A 22,418-nucleotide genomic window follows, 5' to 3' on the forward strand; every position below is an offset into this window, starting at 1 on the left:
GTTATCGGGCCGTCGGGCCCGGGATTCCGCCCAGCGCGAGAGGTGAATTCGCGCGATCGGTGAGGTGATTCGCGTGGCGCGGTGAGGTGATATGACAAGCCGTCCCGTACCCTGCGTTTCGTGACCGCTCCGCACTCCTCGGTTTTCACGCCCTCGAAGGCGGAACTACCGCCGAACACCGACCTGAATGCCATCATCGCCGATCTCGCCGATGATCATGTCGCCGCCCCCACCGAACGCGACCAGGAGGCCCTCGCCGCTATCGCCGCCGATGCGCGTGAGCACGGCATTCAGCTCGACATCATTGTGGTGCAGGGCAATCCGGGGATCGAGGCGGACCTGCGCGATCTGGCCACCGAGGTCGGCAAGATCGAGCACGGCACCGTGGTGGTCTTCAGTGACGACTGGGTGGGCACCTACAGCGACCAGTTCACCCGCGGGCACCTGGAGTGGGCCGAGGACAAGGCCAAGTACCGCGGCCCCGACCACACCACCGAGGCCGCGCGAGTCTTCGTGGATCGGCTCGAGCAGCCGGAGACGGTTTCGTGGACGGTGATCACGCTGGTCATCCTGGGTGTGCTGATCGCGACGATCGGCGGGTTGTACGCGGTGAAGGTGCGGCGCGGGCAGCGTGCGGCGGGTGCGCCGGCGCCCGTCGGGTAGCGCGTTCGCGCTGGGAGGCTGTGTCTCCGTTCGGGGTTCGGGTGCGTCCCGGGCCCCTTTTTTCATGCCTGGATGCGGTGGTCCGGCGTAGCGGAAGGTCCGGCTCGTCGGCGACACGCCGAAAACGTATCGAGTGTCGTGTGCTGTGACGCATGGTGATTGTGGGGCTTACCTGCAACTTATTGGCTACCAGCGAATTACATGCATGTGATTGTGGCGTGCCTGAGCGGCGGGATCCTTGACGTGCCGTACGGTTTCGCGATGGCACGGTTGGGGACATTGTGCCGGATGGGACTCCTGGGAGGTGCGATGCGACGACCGGCGAAGCGACTAGGACGCTCGGCGCGGGTCGCTACGGAGTTGCTCGTAGCGCTCATCGTGCTGGCATTGCCCATGGCCAGCGGGCAGGCGGTACCACCGCCGCCCCCCAACCCCAGCGACAGTGACCTCGATTCCGCGGGCGCCCAGGTCGACGCGGGCGTCGGCGAGGTCGGCGCCCTCATCAACCAGGTGGCCGCCGCCCAACAGCAGCTGCAGCAACTCGACGACGCGGTCGCCGGTCGCCGCGAGGCCGTCAACAAGGCACTGGTGGATCTGCAGATGGCCCGCGACGACGCCGACACCGCCGCCCGCGCCGTCACCCAGTGCCAGCAGGACCTGGCCGACGCCGGCGCGAAAGTCGATACCGCGCACGGGAATTTCGACAGGTACGTCGCCCAGGTCTACATGCGTCCCGGCTCCACCTCGCTGGTCAACTATCTGGCAGCGCCCAGCCCCGAGATCGCGCTCAACCGCGCGCAGGTGCTGACCATCGCCTCCAAGAACCAGCAGCAGGTGGTCGACAGCCTGCGCCACGCCCAGGTCGACCAGGCCAACAAGACCTCCGCCGCCAAACAGGCCCAGCAGGCCGCCGACGCCGCCGCGGCCGCCGCCGACGCCAAGAAGGCCGAAGCCCAGAACGCGGTCACGGCCGCCCAGGCCGAACTCGACCAGCAGAACATCCGCCGCAACGACCTTGTCGGGCAGCGTGATTCGGCCCAGCAGCGGCTGGACGCGGCCCGAGCCAATGTGGCGGGCCTGCAGAGCCAGCGCGATACCTTCCTCGCCTGGGATCAGCAGCGCAAGGCCGAGGAGGCCGCGGCCCGCGCCGCCGCCGCGGCCGCCGCCGCCCGTGTCGCCGCCGACCGCGCCGCCGCCGATCGCGCCAGTCAGGTCGGCAAGGGCCATCGCCCGCACATCGTGCAGGACACCTCACCGCCACCGAAGCGCTCCATCCAGCCCAGCCGGCCTCCAGGCTCCAACTCTCAGCTCATCGAGACCGTCGTCGACCGTGCCATGTCCCAGCTGGGCGTCGCCTACGCCTGGGGCGGCGGCGACGAGGACGGCCCCACCCTCGGTATCCGCGACGGCGGCACCGCCGACAGCTACGGCGACTACAACAAGACCGGCTTCGACTGCTCCGGCCTGATGATCTACGCCTTCGCCGGCATCGGCGTCTCCCTACCCCACTACTCCGGCTACCAATACACCATGGGCACAAGGGTTCCCGTCGCCGAGCGCGCCCGCGGCGACATGCTCTTCTGGGGCCCCGGCGGCAGCGAGCACGTAGCCCTCTACCTCGGCAACAACAAAATGATCGAGGCCCCCCAATCCGGCGAGGTCGTCCGCATCGCCGCCGTCCGCGAAGACGGCATCATGCCCTACGCGGTCCGCATCGTCTCCTGACCGACGATGACGACGACGAGGAGTAGCAGCAGCAGCGCTGTTGTAGGTTCTCACGGCTGAGTTCGCCCTTCTCGGCTGGAGTTCGCCATCTGTGCGGTTGCGAACGGCTTATGAGAAGCGGTGTCGTGGCTGTCTGTCGCCTCGTTGGAGCGGGTGGCTCGGTGCGGCCAGGCTGTAGCGCTTTCGGATCGGTAGCAGAGGCTCGGGTGGGTCGACTGCGCGTTGCTCGGGCTATCAGCCCTTCAGCCGCCGATCGCGGTCCTGCGGTAGTACGCGATCACCGGCTCGACGTGGCGGGCGCCTGTGGGATGTCCCTTGGAGGAATCCTACAAAATCCTGTTCGCAGCTCCGTGTCGATTTCCAGCTTCCGGTAGCCGTCGGCCTGTATACCTTTGACGGCGGTAGGGAGTGAAAATCTTTGAGCCGCAAGTTGGTTCAATGGGGGGTCTTCCACTGTCGTCGCAATGGCATCTTCGCAGGTTGATGGCTGCCGATGCTCCCTGCCTCCGGTTGGCTGTGCAATCCAACAGGGCGTGTTGCGTAGATGCTCGATCGGCATCTTGTCTGGCGTCCACGGATGAACCGCCGCAATCAACACAACGGGAAGGGGTTGGCCATGGCTGCCACTGAAACTGAGATCGTCGCCGGCATCGCTGAGATCGTCGAAGAAGTGACCGGCATCGACGCCGGTGAAGTCACGATCGAGAAGTCCTTCGTGGACGACCTCGACATCGACTCGCTGTCTCTGGTCGAAATCGCGGTGCAGCTCGAGGACAAGTACGGCGTCAAGATCCCGGACGAGGATCTGACCAGCCTGCGGACCGTGGGCGACGCTGTCACCTACGTCCAGAAGATGGCGGCCGAAAACACCGACCTCGCAGCGGAATTGGAGTCGAAGTACAAGGAATCCCACGGCGAGTAGGTGAACAACGTGACTAATCCATTCAGCAAGGATGGGGCCTTCCCCAACGTCGTGGTGACAAGTCTCGCGGCGACCACCTCGATCGCGGGTGACGTCGATGCGACGTGGAAGGGTCTGCTCAACTGCGAGAGCGGCATCGACATCCTGACTGACGACTTCATCGACGACTATGGTCTTCCGGTTCGTATCGGTGGGCACCTGAAGGTGTCGCCGGACACGTTGTTGAACCGGGTTGAGATCCGCCGGATGGCTTATGTCGAGCGACTGGCCATGGTGCTCGGCCGCGAAGTATGGCGAAACGCTGGTGCCCCGCAGGTCGATCCGCTGCGACTCGGAGTGGCCATCGGAACAGGCCTCGGTGGTGCGGATACACTCATCGACTCGAACGAGAAGCTGAAGAACGGCGGCTACCGCAAGGTCTCGCCATTGGCGGTTCAGATGATCATGCCGAATGGGCCCGCCGCCATTATCGGACTGGAACTGGGTGCGAAAGCGGGTGTGATTACACCGGTTTCGGCCTGTTCCTCGGGTGCTGAGGCGATCGCCAACGCGTGGCGGATGATCGTGATGGGTGACGCGGATATGGTCGTCACCGGCGGTGTCGAGGGCTACATCGACGCCGTTCCTATCGCGACATTCTCGATGATGCGCGCCATGAGTACGCGCAACGATGATCCCAAGGGGGCCTCGCGCCCATTCGACAGGGACCGGGACGGCTTTGTATTCGGCGAAGCGGGTGCACTGATGGTCATCGAGACCGAAGCGCATGCGAAGGCGCGCGGGGCCACCATTCACGCTCGTCTGATGGGCGCGGGCGTGACCTCCGACGGCTTCCATCTCGTGGCCTCGGATCCGGAAGGCAGTGGCATCGCCCGTGCCATGCAGCGTGCGATCCAGACGGCGGGACTGTGCGCGGGCGATATCACGCATGTGAACGCGCACGCGACGGCCACGTCCATCGGCGATGTCTCCGAGGCGAAAGCGATTCACAAGGCGGGTGTTTCGCATGCTTCGGTGTATGCGCCCAAGTCCGCCCTGGGGCATTCGATCGGTGCCGTTGGCGCCCTCGAGTCGGTGCTCACGGTCCTGAGCATCCGAGACGGGATAGTGCCGCCCACACTGAACCTGGAGAACCAGGATCCAGAGATTGATCTGGACGTCGTGCACGGTGAGGCGCGGCGACAGCACATCGAGTACGCGATCAACAACTGCTTTGCCTTCGGCGGACACAACGTCGCGCTTGCCTTTGGCCGGTACTGACAGATCTGTCGCGCTCGGAGGTCAACGGTCCCGGCAGGGCTTCGAACGATTCGTACAGGAAAACCTGCCGGGGCCGGGTGCCCCGAGGCTGGACACAGCCACAGTGCTTTGGCTGATTCCCACAAGGTTTGGAGGACTTCACATGGCCGCGGGACCGCGCGCCCGACTAATCACGAACATCATCAGCACCGTGCAAGAGCACGGTGTGCATGGTGTCGCGCTGACCGACCTGCTCGAGCAGAGCAACACGTCCACCGACGCGCTGTATCGCCACTTCCCGTTCGGCAAGGGCCAACTCGTGGAGACAGCGGCGAAATCCATGTCCCGGATCGGGTACTCGCACGTGAGCAGACTCGCCGACACGCTCTCTACCGCCGCTTCACTGGAAGACTGGCTCGATGAACTATTCGCCTTCTGGCGGTTTCCCTTGGAGTCCACAGACTATCGGGCAGGTTCGTTCATGATGGCCGCCGCAGTTGACGGGCTGGATCCAGAGGTGCAGTTCGCCGCCGGCCGGTCATTCGCCGAATGGACCGCGCGGCTCGCCGACGGACTCATCGCTGTCGGAATCGAACAAACGAAGGCATGCTCGCTGGCCGGATTCCTACTTTCGTCGATCGAAGGCGCCGTGGTTCAGAGCCGCGCCCTCAAATCCAGCCACCCGTTCGACGACAGCCGAACTCAGCTCGCCGACCTGATCCGCTATCACCTGACCACTCGCTGACAGGCGACCCGATTCCGGCATCGCGGACTCATAACGGTGCATTCCCGAACGATTCGTGAGAATCGTGGGTGGATCTGGCTCGGCGCGGTTGGGTGTCGGCCATGACTGATGAAGGCGGCCGGGCGTGGGCTGGTCCGGCGGGGGTTGTTTCCGAGTCGGATGTGGCTGTTCGCTATCGGGCGAACAATGGTGCGTTCATCGACACCACGTTGGGGAGGCTACCGGCGGACGAGGTGCTGTCCGGCCGTCCGGTTCGTGAGTTCCGCTGGTGGCAAGGGCGGCAGCATTACTGCCGATGTGCGACAGTACGGCCCGGGTCAAGGCGGTGGGCTGTTCCACGTTCGCCAGATGGGCGGCGGGAGCGAGAAACTCGAGGCGGGCGTCCGGGATAGCGGTGGCCAGGCGGCGTGCGTGCGGGGGTGGGGTGGCCTGGTCGCGATCCCCGGCGAGAATCAGGACCGGGGTGGTGATGTCGCCGAGACGGGACGCGAGGTCCATGGTCTCGATCGCCCGGCAGCACGCGGCGTATCCGCCGGCCGACACGGCGGCCACCATCTGTTCGAAAGCTGCTGTCGACGAAGGGTTGCCGGCGCGCCATTCCGGGGTGAACCAGCGCTGGACCACGGCCTCGGCTACCACCGCTACGCCCTGCTCGGCAACCAGCCGGGCTCGGTCGCCGTAGACCCCGGTGCCTGCCAGATCGACCGAGGTGCAACACAGGGTCAGGGTCCGCAGCCGCTGCGGTGTGTGCTGACCCAGCCACATTCCGACCATGCCGCCCAGGGACAGGCCGACGAAGTGCGCGCGCTCGATGCCGAGTCGATCGAGCAGGGCAAGCACGTCGGCTCCCAGCTCGTCGAGGGTGCACGGGCCGGGATCGGGAACCGGCGTGCCGCCGTGGCCACGATGGTCGTAGCGCACTACGCGCAATCCCGCTTCGAGCAGCGGCGCGACCTGTGGATCCCACATGCGCAGATCACTGCCCAGTGAGCCGCTCAAGACGACAACCGGCGCATCCGTGGGCCCGTCGTCGACGAAATGTACTGGTACAGAGTTCATTACGATTTCTCTCTCTGGCTCATCAGGCCACCTCCAGAACCACTGCCAACCCCTGCCCGACACCGATACACAGCGCCGCGAGGCCCCATCGGACGCCGCGCTGCCGCATCGCTGACGCCAGCTGCCCGATGATGCGTGCGCCGGACGCGCCGAGCGGATGCCCGAGGGCGATGGCCCCGCCGTGCACATTCACCAGCTCCGGATCGAGTTCGGGCCAGTGCGCCAAGCAGGCCAGCGCTTGGGCCGCGAACGCCTCGTTGAGCTCCACCACACCGATGTCACCCCAGCCGATGCCCGCACGCGCCAGCGCGATCTCGGCGGCGCGCACCGGGCCGATGCCGAATGCGTCGGGGTCCACGCCCGCCGCGCCACGACCGGCGATGCGCGCCAGCGGTTTCTGCCCGGACCACGTCGCGACCTGTTCGCCGCCGAGCAGCAACGCACACGCGCCATCGGTCAGGGGCGAGGCGTTGCCGGCCGTGACCGTGCCGTCCGGGCGGAACGACGGACGCAGGGCGGCCAGACGCTCGGGCGTCGTGTCCGGCCGCAGCGGTTCGTCACGAACCAGTGGGACACCGGGAACGGCTGCGACGTGATCGTCGTAGAACCCGCTGTCCCACGCTGCCGCCGCCAATCGGTGGCTGCGCGCGGCGAATTCGTCCTGGCGGTCCCGATCGATGCCGTATCGCTCGGCCAGCGCTTCGGTGCATTCGCCCAGTGACACCGTCCAGCGTTGCGGCATGGCCGGATTCACCAGCCGCCAGCCCAAGGTGGTGGAGTGCAGTGCGGCGTCGTCCGCGGGAAATCCTTTGGCGGGCTTGGGCAGTACCCACGGTGCCCGGGTCATGGACTCGGCTCCGCCGGCGATCACCAGTTGTGCGTCCCCGGTTTCGACGAGCCGGGAGGCGGTCATGACCGCGTCCATTCCCGAGCCGCACAACCGGTTGACGGTGGTGGCGGGCACCGAGGTGGGCCAGTCGGCGAGCAGCAGCGCCATGCGTGCGGCATTGCGATTGTCCTCGCCTGCCTGATTGGCCGCGCCCCACACCACCTCGTCCACCCGACCCGGGTCGAAGTCCATGCGGCGCACCAGCATTCGCAGTGTGTGGGCTGCCAGGTCGTCGGGCCGGATGCCGCTCAGCGCGCCACCGTATCGCCCGAAGGGCGTCCGCACCCCGTCGTAGACGAATACCGTCATGACGCGGCCCGCAGGGCACGCAGGGCGGTGAGTTCGGCGGCGGTCGGCGCGGGTGTGCGTTCGACGCTGTCGGCTACCCGCAGGTGCCAGCCGGTGGCCGCGCGCGCGTCGTCGACCGTCACTCCGGGATGGGTCGCGGTGAGGATCAGCTCGCCGGTGTCGTCGGGGCGCAGCACCCCCAGATCGGTGATCACCAGAGTGGGCCCCGCGCCGTGCAGGCCCAGCTCGGCCCGCTCGCCGTTGCCGCGCCCATGGCCGAAGGAGGTGATGAAATCGACCTGCTCGACGAAGGCCCGGCGGGACTGTCGCAGCACCACGAACACCTCACCACAGGAGGCGGCGATCTCCGGCGCGCCGCCCGCGCCCGGCAGTCGCACCGCCGGGTCGGCGTAGTCTCCGACCACGGTGGTATTGATGTTGCCGAACCGATCCAATTGCGCCGCACCGAGAAAGCCGATGTCGATGCGGCCGGGCTGGAGCCAGTAGTTGAACACCTCCGGGACGCTGATCACCGCGTCGGCGGTCTCGGCGAGGATACCGTCGCCGATGGACGCGGGCAGCCGCGACGGTTTGGAGCCCAGGGCGCCGGACTCGTAGACGAGCACCAGATCGGGCGCGTGCGTGCGCCGCGCGAGATTGGCTGCGGTGGAGGGCAATCCGATGCCGACGAAGCAGCGGCTGTCATCACGCAGTGCGCGGGCCGCGGCAATGGTCATCATTTCGTCGGGGGTGTAGCCGAGTGCTGCCGGCGTGCCGGCGTTCTCGAGGTTGGTCATGCGTCTCTCCCGGTACGGACGTGCTGATCCAGCCAGACGATGAAGGCGTCGCGGTCGCGACCGATTCCATCCCACGCGGCGTAGTAGTCGTTGTCCCGCTCGGAAAAGCCTTGTGCGTAGGACGGATGCGCGCCGCCCGGCACCTCGGCGACAGCGGTGATCGCCCAGGATGGCAGTACGATCGCACCGGGCATCGGCGTCAGTTCGTCCACGATCTCTTCGACGGTCACGATGGCGCGCCGCGCCGCGAGCACCGCCTCCTTCTGCACGCCCAGCAGCCCCCACAGCTGTACATTGCCGCGCCGGTCGGCCCGCTGCGCGTGGACGATCGTCACGTCGGGGTTCAGGGCCGGCACCGCGGTCAGTCGCTCCCCGGTGAACGGGCAGGTGATGGGCGCGATGGTGGTGGTGACCTTGGGCAGGTCGGTGCCGATGTAGCCGCGCAGCACCGCGAACGGCAGCCCGGACGCGCCCGCGACGTAGCGGTTGGCCATCCCGGCATGCGAATGTTCTTCCAGTTCCAGGGGCTCGGGCCAGGCGTGCTGCACCGCGTCGCGGAACCGGTGCAGCGAGCCGACGCCCGGATTGCCGCCCCACGAGAATATGAGCTTGCGCGCGCAGCCGGCGCCGATGAGCTGGTCGTAGACGATGTCGGGGGTCATGCGCACCAGGGTGAGATCACGCCGCCGCTGCCTGATGATCTCGTGTCCGGCCGCCACCGGAATCAGGTGTGTGAAACCTTCCAGTGCCACGGTGTCGCCGTCGTGCACCAGTTCCGACACGGCGTCGTGCAGGGTCGTCAGCCTCGCCACCGCGGTTACCGCCCGGTTTCGGGCGGATGGATGTCGGACCCGTGGTGCGTCAGCGGCAGGATCTGCAGGTCCATGAACGCGAAAAGCGGGAGATTCCAGAGGATCTCGTGCAGTTCGTCCGCGGATTCGACATCGAAGACGCTGATGTTGCTGTATTGTCCGGCGATCCGCCAGATGTGCCGCCAGGTTCCGGCCCGTTGCAGGCCCTGACTGTATTCCTTTTCGCGCACGATGGTTTCGGCGCGAACTGCGGGGTCGAGGTCGTGCGGGATTCGCACGTCCATGCGAACGTGGAAGAGTGCCACGGTGTTCGGTACTCCTGTCAGTCTCGGGTGAACGCCGCGACGGCGTCCGGGTTCAGTTCCACGCCCAGGCCGGGTCCGGTCGGCAGGGCCACCCGGCCGTCGGCGTAGCGCAGCGGCTCGATCAGCAGTTCCTCGGCGAACAGCAGGGGCCCGAACAGTTCCGAGCCGAAATCGATGCCCGGCTGGGTGCAGGCGAAATGGATGGAGGCGGCGGTGCCGATCGGTCCTTCGATGGACGTGGCCGCGTGGCAGGACAATCCGGCCGCGCGGGCGATCGCGACCACGTCCCGGCTGCGGGCCAGACCACCGCACTTGGTGGTCTTGACCGCGATCACGTCGGCGGCGCGCTGCCGCACGACCTCGAGGGCGTCGTGCGGGCTCTGCACGCTCTCGTCGGCCATGATCGGCACGGGGAGCAGGTGATTCAGTTCCGCGAGCACCTCGATCTGCTCGCGCGGCGTGGGTTGCTCGATGAGCTCCACTCCGCCCGCGGCCAGTTGGGGCAGCCAGCGCAGCGCGGTGAGCCGATCCCAGCGGGCGTTGATGTCCACCCGTACCCCGGCCCGGCCGCGCAGCGCCTCGGTGACGGCCAGCACCCGGGCCACGTCGTCGGCCGGATCGAGCGCGCCCATCTTCAGCTTGAAGCTGTGGTTGAGGTTGCTCGCGAGTTTGTGCTCGGCCTCGGCGATGATCTCCGGCACCGGCGCGGAGCCGAGCGCCCAGGTCACCTCGATGCCGTCGCGGTACGCGCCGCCGAGCAGCGTGTGCACCGGCACGCCCAGCGAGCGCGCCCACGCGTCGTGCAGGGCGACGTCCACCGCCGCCTTGGCGAAGTGCGCCCCGGATACCACACGCTCGAAATGCCGCATCAGCCCGGGGATTTCGTCAACGCGACGCCCGAGGGCGACCGGCGCGAGATACCGTTCCACGATCGCCCGCATGGTCTCCACCGATTCGCCGCCCCACCATGGGCCGCCGGGCACCACGCCCTCGCCGTATCCGGTGACGCCGCCGGCGGTGCGCACTCGCACCAGTAGCAGCGGCTGCGCCACCATCGAGGTGGTGGCGAACTTGTGCGGCCGGGTGAGCGGCACGTCCAGAATCAGCGTGGTCAGCGATTCGATCGTGAGTTCGTGCACCGCATGTTCTTTCGTGTCGGGACCGGTGTGCGCGCCGTGCTTCACGCCGGATCGAGGACGAAGTCGTAGTCGACGCGGGCCACGCCGTCGGCGTCGGTGACCGGGTGCAGGGTCAGTTCCGGCTTGACCGCCGAGGCCACGTCGTTGTCCACCCATTCGCCGCCGCCGAAGTACAGCTGCGTGGTGATGGTCCGCTTGCCCGCCGCCTTGACCATCAGGTGCAGGTGCGCGGGGCGCCACGGGTGCCAGCCGGCCTTCTCGATGAACCAGCCGGTGGGCCCATCGTGCGGGATCATGTACGGCGCGGGCTTGATGGTGCTGATGGCGAAGCGGCCCTCGGCGTCCACCTCGACGGTGCCGCGCAGAATTCCGTCGGGCGTATTGGTCGCGAAATGCGAGTAGTAGCCCAGGGTGTCGGCATGCCAGATCTCCACGGTGGCGTCCGGCAGCGGCGCGCCGTCCAGATCCCGGACCTGCCCGGCGAACACCAGGCGCTCTCCGGCCTCGTCCGCACGCATGGGCAGGGTGCACACGGCGGGCAGGCGCGCGGCACCGGGCACGTAGTAGGGCCCTTCGATGCTGCCCTTGGTGCCGCTCTGCCCCCGGTAGGCGACCTCCTCCACATGGTGTTCGATGAAAACGTCCAGCCACAACGGCCATTCGCCGTATGAGCCGATGTCGATGAGCCACTGCTTGAGCACGCGGTACTCGGGATAGGTCACGCCGTGTTCGTCGATGACGCCCGCCAGCGCGGCCAGCGCGTCGGCCGCGATGGCGGACAGCCGTTCCGGCGAGGTGTCGGCGGTGGCCCGGGATCGGGCGAACTTCGCGGTAGCGGCCGCGCCGGAGGCGGCAGCGGTCGGGGATTCGACGGCAGTCATCGCAGAACTCCTGAGAATGTGAAAGGTATTGCGGCACAGCGCAATAGGAGAAAGTGCACCGATCGGATGGTGCACCGCACACCGATACTGTGCGGGCGCTCACACCCCGGTGTCAATCCACATGAACCTGGCGAAATGCCCAGTGTTGACCCAGGGTGTGCGATCCCCGCCGGTGGCGCCGACCCGCCTGGCACGCGCGCCGGGAATCCGGATGTCCGGGTCAGCACTAGGCATTGCCCCAGTGTGACCGCCAACACAAGCTGCCACAGTGATCCTCGATCCGGACCCCGTCCCCGTTGGAGGATTTCCGATGACCGAGCTACTCGACCGGCCTGTCAGTCCGGCCGACCGACTGCGCGCCCGCCTGGTCGCCGCCCTCGTAGAAGACCCGCAGACCGGTCGCTACCAGGTGCGCCGCGACATCTTCACCGACCCGGAGCTTTTCGATCTGGAAATGCGCGTCCTGTTCGAAAGCAATTGGATCTATCTGGCGCACGAATCGCAGATCCCGAATGTCGGTGACTACTTCACCACCTACATGGGCCGCCAGCCCATCGTCATCACGCGCGACAAACATGGCGAACTGCACGCGCTGATCAACGCGTGCAGCCATCGCGGTGCGATGCTGTGCCGCCGTAAGACCGACAATCGCACCACCTTCACCTGCCCGTTCCACGGCTGGACCTTCAGCAATCAGGGCAAGCTGCTCAAGGTCAAGGACCCGCGCGACGCGGGCTACCCGGAGCAGTTCGACACCGACGGCTCGCACGACCTGACCAAGGTCGCGCGCTTCGAGAACTACCGCGGCTTCCTGTTCGGCAGCCTGAACCCGGACGTGCCGCCGCTGACCGAACACCTCGGAGACACCACGGCCATCATCGACATGATCGTGGACCAGTCTCCGCAGGGGCTCGAGGTGCTGCGCGGCGCGTCCACCTACACCTTCGACGGCAACTGGAAGTTGCAGGCCGAGAACGGAGCCGATGGCTATCACGTCTCCGCCACGCACTGGAACTACGCCGCCACCACCGCGCGCCGCGAGACCGGCGAATCGGCCAACGCGACCAAGGCCATGGACGCGGGCAAATGGGCCAAGCAGGAGGGCGGATACTATTCGTTCGCCAACGGCCACATGCTGCTGTGGACCCGCTGGGCCGACCCGGCGAACCGGCCGCTGTTCGAGCGCCGCGCCGAACTGGTGGAACGCTTCGGCGTGGACCGCGCGGACTGGATGATCGGCGTCGCCCGCAATCTGTGCCTGTACCCGAACGTCTACCTGATGGACCAATTCGGTTCGCAGATCCGGCATTTCCGGCCGGTCTCGGTGGACCGGACCGAGGTCACCATCTACTGCATCGCCCCCAAGGGCGAGAGCGCCGCGGCCCGCGCCAACCGTATCCGGCAGTACGAGGACTTCTTCAACGCCACCGGCATGGCGACCCCGGACGACCTCGAGGAATTCCGGTCCTGCCAGAAGACGTATCAGGCCGGGGCCGCACCCTTCAACGATCTGAGCCGCGGTGCGGCACATCAGATCTCCGGACCCGACGAGGCTGCCCGCAGGCTCGGTATCACTCCACTCTCCAGTGGCGTGAAGGTGAACGACGAGGGCCTGTATCCGATTCAGCACCGCTACTGGGCCGAAACCCTCGGCCGCGCCATCGATTCCGATCCGTCCACACAGGAGCAGCCGCGCCCATGACCGCCGCCACGCAGATCACCCTGGAATCGGTGCGGGAGTTCCTGTTCCGGGAAGCCCGCTATCTTGACGACCGGGATTTCGATGCCTGGGTGGAGTGCTATCACCCCGAGGCCGCGTTCTGGATGCCGGCCTGGGCCGACGACGGCGAACTCACCGCCGACCCGCAGACCGAGATATCGCTCATCTACTATGCCAACCGAGGTGGACTGGAGGACAGGGTCTTTCGCATCAAGACCGACCGCTCCAGCGCCACCAGCCTGCCCGAGCCCCGCACCGGCCACAACATCAACAATGTGGAGCTGCTGTCGGTGGACGGCGCGCAGGCGCGGGTGCGATTCAACTGGTTCACCCTCTATTTCCGCTACAACAGCCTCGACACGTATTTCGGAACCTCGTTCTACACCATCGATTTCGCCGGTGACCGTCCCCTGATCCGGAACAAGAAGGTCGTGTTGAAGAACGACTACATCCACCACGTCGTCGACATCTACCACGTCTGAGGCACAACGCATGAGCTACCAGGTCGCCCTGACCTTCGAGGACGGCGTCACCCGCTTCATCGGCTGCGAGGCCGACGAGGTGGTCGCGGACGCCGCCTACCGCGCCCGGGTCAACATTCCCCTCGACTGCCGCGACGGCGCGTGCGGAACCTGCAAGGCATTCTGCGAATCCGGCAGTTACGACGGCGGTTTCTACATCGACGAGGCGCTCACCGAGGACGAGGCCGCGCAAGGATACTGCCTGCCCTGCCAGATGAGCCCGGAAAGCGATCTGGTGTTGCGCGTCAGCGGAACTTCGGAGTCGGCGAAAACCGGTGCCGGGAATTATGATTCGCGCATCGTGGAGGTCACGCCGTACTCGGCGGGCAGCGCCGGGCTCACCGTGGAGATCGCTGCGGACGCCGGATTGTCCTACCTTCCCGGCCAGTACGTGAACATCGAGGTGCCCGGAACCGGCGTGACCCGTTCGTACTCGTTCAGCAACGCGCCCGGCGGAAACCGGCTCACCTTCCTGATCCGGCTCCTGGACTCCGGCGTGATGTCGGACTACTTGCGCGAGCGTGCGAAACCCGGCGACACTCTGCGCTTCACGGGACCGCGCGGCAGCTTCTTCCTACGTCCGGTCGCCCGGCCGGTCCTGCTGATCGCGGGCGGCACCGGGCTCGCGCCCATGCTGTCCATGCTGGAATCGCTGCGCGCGCGGGAGATCGGCGTGCCGATCCGGCTGATCTACGGTGTCTCCGCCGACGCGGACCTGGTCGAGCTCGGCCGACTGGACGAATTTCGTTCCGCACTGGCTGATTTCGACTACCTCACCTGCGTCTCCGATACGGCGTCCACCAGCTCGAACCGGGGCCGGGTGACCGACTTCCTCGCCGCCGAGCAGCTGCACGAGGGCGCGCTCGACATGTATCTGTGCGGCCCGCCGCCCATGGTGGAGGCCGTGCGAGATCGGTTGCGGGAGCTGGGTATCAGCCCCGTCGGCTTCCACTACGAGAAGTTCGTGACCTCGGGCACCCAGGCGCACACGGAGGCTGCCGCGTGAGCCGGGTGTATCCCGGCCGTTTCGACGGCCGCACCGTCGTGGTCACCGGAGCCGCGCAGGGCATCGGATGGGCCGTGGCTCAGCGCATCTCCCGCGAGGGCGGCCTGGTCGCCCTGGTGGACCGGGCCGAGATGGTGCACGAGCGGGCCGCCGCGCTGATCGATGAGGGGCAGCGCGGATATGGCGTCACCGCCGACCTGGAGACCTATCCGGGTGCGGAATCGGCCATCGCCACCGCCCTCGGCCATCTGGGTCACATCGATGTCCTGATCAACAACGTCGGCGGCACCATCTGGGCGCGTCCCTTCGAACACTACGAGCCGCAACAGATTCAGGCCGAGATTCAGCGCTCGCTGTTTCCCACGCTGTGGAGCTGCCGCGCCGTGCTGCCGCACCTGATCGACCGGCGCAGCGGGGTGATCGTGAACGTTGCCTCCGTGGCCACCCGCGGCATCAACCGGGTGCCGTACGCCGCCGCCAAGGGCGGGGTCAAGGCCATCACCTCCGCGTTGGCCATGGAGGTCGCGGACCACGGCATCCGGGTGGTCGCCACCGCGCCGGGCGGCACCGAGGCCCCGCCGCGCCGCGTCGCGCGCGGCCCGGCGCCCGCTGACGACCGCGAGCAGCGGTGGTACCAGCAGATCGTCACGCAGACAACGGAATCCGCACTCATGAAGCGCTACGGCACCCTCGACGAACAGGCCGCCGCCATCTGCTTCCTGGCCTCCGACGAGGCGTCCTACATCACCGGCAGCGTGCTGCCCGTGGGCGGCGGGGACCAGGGCTGAGCGTGCAGGAGACCAAATGAGCACCGCCGCCGACCTCGATACCGGCTCACCGCGCCGCGACGCCGCGACGCGATGTGTCAAATCCCTCGTCCCCCCGTTGGTCTCGCCGCGCCGAATCTGGCGTGATACCGACGCCCGGACAGCCGCCAACGGCCTGATCGGGATCGTATTCTCCGCCACCGGCCCGCTCGCGGTCATCATGTCCGCCGGCGATCGCAGCCACCTCACCGCCGCTCAGCTCGCGTCCTGGGTGTTCGGCGTCTTCTTCCTCAATGGCGTCCTCACCATCCTGGCGTCCTGGGTGTCGCGACGGCCGATGGGCTTCTTCTGGACCATCCCCGGCACCGTGCTGGTCGGCAACTCGCTGACGCATCTGCCGTGGAATCAGGTGGTGGGAGCCTATTTCGTCACGGGCGCACTGATTCTCGCCCTCGGCATGACCGGCCTGGTGGGCCGGGTGATGGCGGCGCTGCCCATGCCGATCGTCATGGCCATGGTCGCGGGCGTATTCGTCAAATTCGGCACCGGCCTGGTGGCGTCGGTCTCGCAGCGCCCGGCCGTCGCCGTCCCGATGATCGTGGTCTTCTTCGCACTGCTGCGCCTGCGCCCCGCCGGGGCCGTCATCCCCCCGGTACTCGCCGCGCTGATACTCGGCCTGATCATCGTCGCCCGCACCAGCGGTGTTCATCCGGTGCTCGGCAACCACGGCGTATGGGCCGCACCACAGTTCACCACGCCCGTGTTCACCGCGTCGGCTCTGACGGAACTGGTCGTGCCGCTGGCCATTACGGTGCTCGTCGTGCAGAACGGCCAGGGCATCGCGGTGCTGGAGGCTGCCGGGCACCGGGTGCCGGTGACGGCTATGACCCTCGCCTGCGGCGTGTGGTCGCTGCTGTCGGCCTGCGTAGGCGGGGCCTCCACCTGCCTGACCGGACCCACCAACGCGCTGCTCACCGCCTCCGGCGCGCGGGAACGCCAATACACGGCGGGCATCGTGTGCGGCCTGCTGGCGCTGCTCGTCGGCGCGCTCGCACCCGCGTGCGTGGCGCTCATGCTGGCCTTGCCCGCGCCGTTCATCGCGGCACTGGCGGGTCTGGCCATGCTGGCCGCGCTGCAAAGCGACTTCGGCACCGCCTTTTCCAGTCAGCAACCATTGGGCGCACTCGCCGCGTTCCTGGTGACGGTAGCCGGAATCGACTTCGGTGGGATCAGTTCCGCCTTCTGGGGCCTGGTGGTCGGGCTCATCGTATCCGCGCTGATGAATCCGCGGACGAATCATGCACCTCCGAATAATCTGGCGGAGTCGGCCGATACAGTGGTGCCATGAGCTCGCTTTACGGCCGTGACCAGGAAGTTGCCGCACTGCGGCAATTCCTGGCCACGGCTGGCACCGGCGTCGCGGTGGCGGCGGTGCTCGACGGTGAGCGCGGCAGCGGGAAAACCGCACTCCTGGAGGCGTTCCGCGCCGAACATCCAGACTTGCCCGCATTGCAGGCCCGAGCTGTCGAATGGGAACGAGACACCCCCGGAGCGATCATCGAGCAACTTCTCCGCTCTCCCTGTGCCACCGAACCCTGGCCCGCGCTGCTGCGCCGCCTCGCCGCCACGTACCAAACCGGATCCGCCACAGGCGAACCCCTTGCCACGACCTGCGCGGCCACCACCGTCGCCGCTTCGGCAGGCGCGTCCGCCACGCCGCTGCTCGTCCTGATCGACGACGCACACTGGGCGGACCTGTCATCACTGCGGGTGCTGACCTCCGCGCTGGATCGCGCCGACACCGGCGTGCTGGCGCTGCTGGCGGTCGACCCCGAGTGCGCCGCGCCCGGGACAACGGCGGTGCTCGAGCTGCTCGAACGCCATCGCCGCCACGGTCTCGCGCTGCATCCCCTGAACCCACCCGAGGTGGCTGCGCTCGCCGAAAGCGCTGCGGGTATACGCCTTTCGGCTCCGGCCGCCCGACTGCTCGCCGAACACACCGGTGGCAATCCGGGCCGGATCACCCGGTTGCTGCGCGAGACCGACCCCGAGATCTGGTCGCGCTGGATGCCGCTGCTGCCGGTGCCACGCGCCGAACAGGCCGCCGTCTCGGCGACCCTGGCGGCGATCACGCCGGAGGGCCGGCGGCTCGTCGAGGCCGCCGCCGTGCTCGGCGACAGCACCGAACTCGGCCGCGCGGCAGCTCTGGCCGATCTCACCGACCCGGTCGCGGCCCTCGACGCCGCCCGCACCTGCGGCCTGCTGCTCACCGATCTCGATCGCCCGCTGTTCACCGTGACCTTTCCCGCGCCCCTGGTGCGCGGGGCGGTCCTGGCCAGCCTCACACCGCTGGCCCGGCAGGCACTGCATCGCCGCGCCGCCGACCAGGCCGACGACGAGGGCCGCCGCCTCGATCACCTGGTGGCGGCGCAACCCGTCGCCGACGCCGATCTCGCCACACGGCTGGACGACTACGCAGCCACCCGCGCCGCCAATGGCGAGTGGGCGGCCTGCGCGGCGGCCCTGATTCAGGCCAGCCACATGTCGCCGTCGCCGGCCCTGCGAGAGAACCGGCTCGTGCGCGGCGTCGACGCGCTGGTGGGGGCCGGGTCCATCCCGCAGGCCGAGGCCCTGGCGCCGGAGATCGCGAGCTTCGACGACAGTCCGTTGCGCGATTGCGCGCTCGGGTATCTGGCGATCATGCGAGGCCGCCCCAGCGAGTCACGGCTGCTGCTCACCCGCGCCTGGCACGGCTGCGGACCCGATCCCACCGGTCCCGTCGCCGCGAATATCGGCCAGCGCCACGTCATCGACGCGCTCGCGCGCTGGGACGGGCAGCGGCTGCTGCAATGGTCCGAACGCGTCGCGCGCATCACCGTCCCCAGCACACCGGAGGCTGTCGAGGCCGCAGCCATCATCGGTCTCGGACATGCCATAACCGGTGCTCTCGACGCCGCTGCCCGCACCTACGCCGACGTGCTCGCCGACACCGTCACCGGCGCGCAGTCCCAGCGTTACCGCATGGCCAAGGGCTGGCTGTCGCTGGCGATGGACGGCCTCGATGACGCCCGGCTGTTACTGGAATCGGCGGTACCCACCACGTTCCGGTTCGGGTCCACCCGCATCTCACTGTGGGCGCAGGGGTGGCTGGCCCGGGTGCAGTTCACTCTGGGTGAGTGGAACGACGCGCTGCACACCGTCGACCGAGCCGCCGCCATCGTCGAAGAATCCGGAATCGACCTGCTGCGCCCACTGATTCACTGGACCGGAGCCCAAATCCACGTGCTGCGCGGCGAGGACGAGGCCGCCCGCCACCATTTGCGCCTGGGCCGGGTGCAGTCGCAGGAATACCTCACCATGCACTTGCCCTCCGCGCTCGCCCACGCCCAGTACGCGCAGGCGCACGCCGACCACGAGGGCGTGCTGCGGGCGCTGTCCACCGCCGCACGGGTGGCGCCCGGTAGCGACCTGGCCGGATTCTGGCCGTGGGCCGACCTTTACGCCAATGCCCTGGTGACCGCCGGCCGCATCGACGACGCCGATCGCTTCCTGGCCCGCTACGAGGATCAGGCGCGCGCCAGCGGCCACCGCTCCAGCGCCGCACGCTTCGGGGCGGTGCGCGGGCGAATCACCGCGGCCACCAAGGGAATCAACGAGGCCGCGCCCGTCTTCGCCGAGGCGCTGCACGCGCTCGACGATCTGGCCATGCCCTACGACCGCGCGCGCATCGCGCTGCTCTACGGCCAGACCCTGCGCCGCGCCGGCAAACGCCGCGAGGCCGACACCGTCATGCGTTCGGCCCGTGAGACATTCGCGGCCCTCGGCGCGAGCGTCCTGGTGGAGCGCTGCGACCGGGAACTCAAGGCGGCCGGGGTGAACGCCAAACGCCGCCGAGATCCCTTCTCCGAGCTCACCGAACAGGAACGCACGGTGGCCCGGTTGGTGATGTCGGGCAAGACCAACAAGCAGGCTGCCGAGGAATTGTTCTTGTCTGTCAAGACGATTCAGTACCACCTGACCCGCGTCTACGCGAAGCTGCGCGTGCGCTCCCGCACCGAATTGGTCGCGTATATGCGAGAACTCGAATGAAATGATGCCGCCGACATCGGTGATCGCACCAACAGCAGCGCTGTGCCCAACCCGATCGGCCACCTATCCGAACGAGTCAACCCTCCCGGCGGCGGTACTCGCCCGCGTCCGGGGCGATTGGAGAAATCCGATACAACGAGAACCTACAGACGTCGCCTTCGCTTCCGCGGCGAACTCCTGAAACTTCGCTTCGTCGAGACCTGGCACTTTGCCTGGGACACGAGTTCGATCCGTGTGATCGTCGGGACGCCATCGATGGGCCGTAGGGTCACCGAGGCGTCGGTTTCGATCGATTCGGCGGGATGACCGGCATTGGCCAGAGCGCTTGCCAACGCCATCGAAAAGCAGGTGGCGTGGGCCGCGCCGATCAGCGTTCGTCCGTCCGAATCATCCTCTGACGCGGTGCGATTCGCCCAGTCGTGTCGGCTAGGGTGCACTGGTGTCGAAACTGAGCGTCGTCACCTGGGGCACGGCGATCAGCCTTCCTGTGGCCGGGCTGTGGTTGCTGGTCTCGCATCCGAGGCTGGACGCCCATTACGAACATCATCCTGAGCACTTCTGGTTGGTGCTCGGCGCGGCGGCCTTGGCGATGGCCTTGGGCATCATCCTGTTTCGCGCGGCGCGCAGCCGCCGCGACCTGCGGTTGATCTTGGTGTCGCTGATGTTCCAATTCGCGGCGGGCTTCCTGGGGCTGCATGCGATCGCGACGCCGGGCGTCATCATCCAGATGCCGAATGCCGGCTTCGTCTATGCCGTGCCGGTCGGGCTGACGCTCGGCGGATTCGCGGCGCTGGCCTCGGCGGTCGAGTACGGACCGATCGCGGCGGCTCGGCTGAACCGGTTGACGTGGTTGCTGTCGGCCCTACCGGTGCTGGTGCTGGTGGTGTGGGCGATGTTCTCGCTGACCGGATTACCGCCCTTCGACGGCCTACCCAGTGCCACCGAGACTTCGCGGTCCCTGGTGGCCGTCGCCTACCTGGGTTCGCTGTCGTATCTGTGCGCGGTGGTCGTCTACGCACGCCAGTTCCATCGCCGTCGCGGACTGTTGCTGCTGAGTGTGCTTTCCGCGTTCGTACTGCTGATCGAGGCGTTGCTGGCAATCGGCCACGGGCGTAGCTGGCAGGCGTCGTGGTGGGAATGGCATGCGCTGATGGTGGCTGCGTTCGCGCTGATCGCGCTGAGCAGTCATGTTCAGTTCCGACGGGAGGGCTCGTCATTGGGGCTGTTCGACAGCGTCACGCTGAACCAGACCATGGCGGTGCTGGAACGCGACTACACCCGGGCGCTGACCGAGATGGTGGAGGTGCTGCGCAGCCGTGCGGCCGTGGGGGTGCCGCCGGATGAGCCGCTCGGCGTGGTCGGTGTCGAACTGTCGAAACGGTTCGGGCTGACCGAGCGCCAGCTGGTCGTGCTCGAGCAGAACGCCCGGCTGTATCGGCAATTGGACCAGCTTTTCCGCTCGTACATGTCGCCGCAGGTCGCGACCGCGTTGCTGGCAAACCCGGAGCAGGCTGATCTGGGTGGGCGGATCGCCGAGGTCAGTGTGCTGATGGCCGACCTGAGCGGGTTCACGCCGTTCGCCGAGCGCACCGATCCGGCGTTGGTGGTTCAGATGCTGAACACGTATTACGGCGCGATTGTGCCGGTCATCCTCGAAGAGGGCGGTGTGGTGGTGCAGTTCGTCGGTGACGCGGTGATGGCAGTGTTCAACGCCCCGGCTCCTCAGCCCGATCATGCCTTGCGCGCGGCGCGGGCCGGCTTGATGCTCCAGCAGGCGGTCGGGCGGATCTCGGCGGGTCAACCGGACTGGCCGCGGTTCCGGGTCGGGATCAATACCGGTCCGGCCCTGGTCGGCAATATCGGTGCGGCACAGATGCGCAACTACACCGCGATCGGTGACACCACCAATCTCGCAGCCCGGTTGGAGGGGGTGGCGCAGCCGGGTGAGGTGGTGATCGGTCCGCTCACTCGCGACCAGCTCGGACACCGGGCGCTGGTGCGGCCATTGCACGCGATCACGGTGAAGGGCCGGCAGGAGCCGGTGACCTGCTTCGTCCTGAGCGGGGTGCGATGACCGAGTTCGCGCTGCTGCGCAGTCTCGATCCGGAGGATCGCCGCCAGGTCATCGCCTCATGTATTCCGCGCAGGTTCAAACGTCGTGAAATTGTCTGCCACGAGGGCGATCTCGGAGATACCCTGCATCTGGTCAAATCCGGGTTGCTGCTGATCAAGGTCACCACGCCGCTCGGCTCCACCGCCACCCTGACCATCATCGGCCCTGGCGATTCGTTCGGTGAGCTGGCGGTGCTCACCCCCGATGCCAGACGGACAGCGACGGTGGAAGCTGCCGAGAATGCCGAGACGCTCTCGCTGAGCCGGGACAGGCTCGAAGTCCTACGCGCCGCCAACCCCGGTATCGATCGCATGCTCATCGCCACCCTGGTCGAACAGGTCAGGCGACTCTCGGCGTCCGTACTCGAGGCCCTGTATCTGCCGGTCGAGGCTCGGGTGATGCTGCGACTGGCCAGCCTCGCCCGTGTCTACGGTGAGGCCGCGCCGATCGCCGAGATCCGGCTCACCCAGGAAGATCTGGCCTCGATGGCCGGTACCACTCGCGTCACCGCGAACCGCGTGCTGCGCGACCTGGAGCAGCGCGGCATCGTGTCGTTGCGCCGTGGCCGGATCATCGTCGTCAGCCGCGCCGAGCTGGAGACTGTTGCTGCCAAGCTCTGAGTTACGCAGCCGGGTTGTGTAAGCGCGGATACAGATCGAGTGCCGTCGCGCTGACAGAACTTCTTCTCGGCCGCGGCCAGTATTGGTCCCACGTTCACACCGGCCGCCCGGCCGGAGA

20 protein-coding genes are annotated in these 22,418 nt (G+C 67.5%); 13 read left to right on the top strand and 7 right to left on the bottom strand.

Going from position 1 to position 22,418, the window contains the following annotated elements:
- Positions 1-120: 120 nt before the first annotated feature.
- The 5 genes from ACIRRA_RS16225 (at position 121) to ACIRRA_RS16245 (ending at position 5,294) form a co-directional block, all read left to right on the top strand.
- Positions 121-663, top strand: a complete 543-nt coding sequence (locus ACIRRA_RS16225; RefSeq protein WP_402768026.1) for a DUF6676 family protein — start codon at positions 121-123, stop codon at positions 661-663.
- Between the two features lie 309 nt (positions 664-972).
- A complete protein-coding gene (locus ACIRRA_RS16230) occupies positions 973-2,388 on the top strand; it encodes an NlpC/P60 family protein (protein WP_402768028.1) in 1,416 nt (471 codons plus the stop codon).
- Positions 2,389-3,004: 616 nt separating this feature from the next.
- Positions 3,005-3,310 carry a meromycolate extension acyl carrier protein AcpM gene (acpM, locus tag ACIRRA_RS16235; RefSeq protein ID WP_379388513.1) on the top strand — a complete coding sequence of 102 codons (306 nt, stop codon included), beginning with the start codon at positions 3,005-3,007 and terminating at the stop codon, positions 3,308-3,310.
- Positions 3,311-3,319: 9 nt separating this feature from the next.
- Positions 3,320-4,570, top strand: a complete 1,251-nt coding sequence (locus tag ACIRRA_RS16240; protein WP_402768171.1) for a KasA/KasB family beta-ketoacyl-ACP synthase — start codon at positions 3,320-3,322, stop codon at positions 4,568-4,570.
- Positions 4,571-4,673: 103 nt separating this feature from the next.
- Positions 4,674-5,294 (top strand): TetR/AcrR family transcriptional regulator, encoded by a 621-nt coding sequence (locus ACIRRA_RS16245; protein WP_402768030.1) that lies wholly within the window; start codon positions 4,674-4,676, stop codon positions 5,292-5,294.
- A gap of 195 nt (positions 5,295-5,489) precedes the next feature.
- On the opposite strand, the gene pcaD is transcribed toward ACIRRA_RS16245, so the two are convergent.
- From pcaD to catA, 7 genes are read right to left on the bottom strand one after another with little or no spacing between them, the layout of a single operon-like run.
- Positions 5,490-6,353: a 3-oxoadipate enol-lactonase gene (gene pcaD / locus ACIRRA_RS16250; protein ID WP_402768032.1), complete on the bottom strand. Its 864-nt coding sequence runs from the start codon at positions 6,351-6,353 to the stop codon at positions 5,490-5,492.
- A 22-nt stretch (positions 6,354-6,375) separates the two neighbouring features.
- Positions 6,376-7,551: a thiolase family protein gene (locus ACIRRA_RS16255; RefSeq protein WP_402768034.1), complete on the bottom strand. Its 1,176-nt coding sequence runs from the start codon at positions 7,549-7,551 to the stop codon at positions 6,376-6,378.
- A complete protein-coding gene (locus tag ACIRRA_RS16260) occupies positions 7,548-8,327 on the bottom strand; it encodes a CoA-transferase subunit beta (protein ID WP_402768037.1) in 780 nt (259 codons plus the stop codon). Before ACIRRA_RS16260 ends, ACIRRA_RS16255 begins: the two co-directional genes overlap by 4 nt.
- The gene (locus tag ACIRRA_RS16265; RefSeq protein ID WP_402768040.1) at positions 8,324-9,139 is read right to left on the bottom strand and encodes a CoA transferase subunit A; all 816 of its coding nucleotides are present in this window, start codon (positions 9,137-9,139) and stop codon (positions 8,324-8,326) included. Before ACIRRA_RS16265 ends, ACIRRA_RS16260 begins: the two co-directional genes overlap by 4 nt.
- A gap of 5 nt (positions 9,140-9,144) precedes the next feature.
- Positions 9,145-9,444, bottom strand: a complete 300-nt coding sequence (catC, locus tag ACIRRA_RS16270; RefSeq protein WP_402768043.1) for a muconolactone Delta-isomerase — start codon at positions 9,442-9,444, stop codon at positions 9,145-9,147.
- Positions 9,445-9,461: 17 nt separating this feature from the next.
- A complete protein-coding gene (locus tag ACIRRA_RS16275; RefSeq protein ID WP_402768046.1) occupies positions 9,462-10,583 on the bottom strand; it encodes a muconate/chloromuconate family cycloisomerase in 1,122 nt (373 codons plus the stop codon).
- Between the two features lie 41 nt (positions 10,584-10,624).
- A complete protein-coding gene (gene catA / locus ACIRRA_RS16280; protein WP_402768049.1) occupies positions 10,625-11,464 on the bottom strand; it encodes a catechol 1,2-dioxygenase in 840 nt (279 codons plus the stop codon).
- A 310-nt stretch (positions 11,465-11,774) separates the two neighbouring features.
- Here catA and benA point away from each other — a divergent pair, with 310 nt between their 5' ends.
- The 8 genes from benA (at position 11,775) to ACIRRA_RS16320 (ending at position 22,300) form a co-directional block, all read left to right on the top strand.
- Complete coding sequence (gene benA / locus ACIRRA_RS16285; protein ID WP_402768052.1) at positions 11,775-13,166, top strand: benzoate 1,2-dioxygenase large subunit; 1,392 nt, start codon at positions 11,775-11,777, stop codon at positions 13,164-13,166.
- Positions 13,163-13,666, top strand: coding sequence for a benzoate 1,2-dioxygenase small subunit (benB, locus tag ACIRRA_RS16290; protein WP_402768055.1), 504 nt, complete (start codon positions 13,163-13,165; stop codon positions 13,664-13,666). Before benA ends, benB begins: the two co-directional genes overlap by 4 nt.
- Before the next feature lie 10 nt (positions 13,667-13,676).
- On the top strand, positions 13,677-14,711 hold the full coding sequence (gene benC / locus ACIRRA_RS16295; RefSeq protein ID WP_402768058.1) for a benzoate 1,2-dioxygenase electron transfer component BenC: 1,035 nt from the start codon (positions 13,677-13,679) through the stop codon (positions 14,709-14,711).
- On the top strand, positions 14,708-15,499 hold the full coding sequence (locus ACIRRA_RS16300; protein WP_402768061.1) for a 1,6-dihydroxycyclohexa-2,4-diene-1-carboxylate dehydrogenase: 792 nt from the start codon (positions 14,708-14,710) through the stop codon (positions 15,497-15,499). Before benC ends, ACIRRA_RS16300 begins: the two co-directional genes overlap by 4 nt.
- Positions 15,500-15,515: 16 nt before the next feature.
- Complete coding sequence (locus ACIRRA_RS16305; protein ID WP_402768064.1) at positions 15,516-16,826, top strand: benzoate/H(+) symporter BenE family transporter; 1,311 nt, start codon at positions 15,516-15,518, stop codon at positions 16,824-16,826.
- Positions 16,823-19,567 carry a LuxR C-terminal-related transcriptional regulator gene (locus ACIRRA_RS16310; RefSeq protein WP_402768067.1) on the top strand — a complete coding sequence of 915 codons (2,745 nt, stop codon included), beginning with the start codon at positions 16,823-16,825 and terminating at the stop codon, positions 19,565-19,567. Before ACIRRA_RS16305 ends, ACIRRA_RS16310 begins: the two co-directional genes overlap by 4 nt.
- A gap of 439 nt (positions 19,568-20,006) precedes the next feature.
- Complete coding sequence (locus ACIRRA_RS16315) at positions 20,007-21,641, top strand: adenylate/guanylate cyclase domain-containing protein (RefSeq protein WP_402768070.1); 1,635 nt, start codon at positions 20,007-20,009, stop codon at positions 21,639-21,641.
- Complete coding sequence (locus ACIRRA_RS16320; RefSeq protein ID WP_402768073.1) at positions 21,638-22,300, top strand: Crp/Fnr family transcriptional regulator; 663 nt, start codon at positions 21,638-21,640, stop codon at positions 22,298-22,300. The genes ACIRRA_RS16315 and ACIRRA_RS16320 overlap by 4 nt, the downstream gene beginning before the upstream one ends.
- Positions 22,301-22,418 lie beyond the last annotated feature (118 nt).

This window comes from Nocardia sp. NPDC101769 (assembly GCF_044766925.1).
Taxonomy (GTDB): Bacteria; Actinomycetota; Actinomycetes; order Mycobacteriales; family Mycobacteriaceae; genus Nocardia.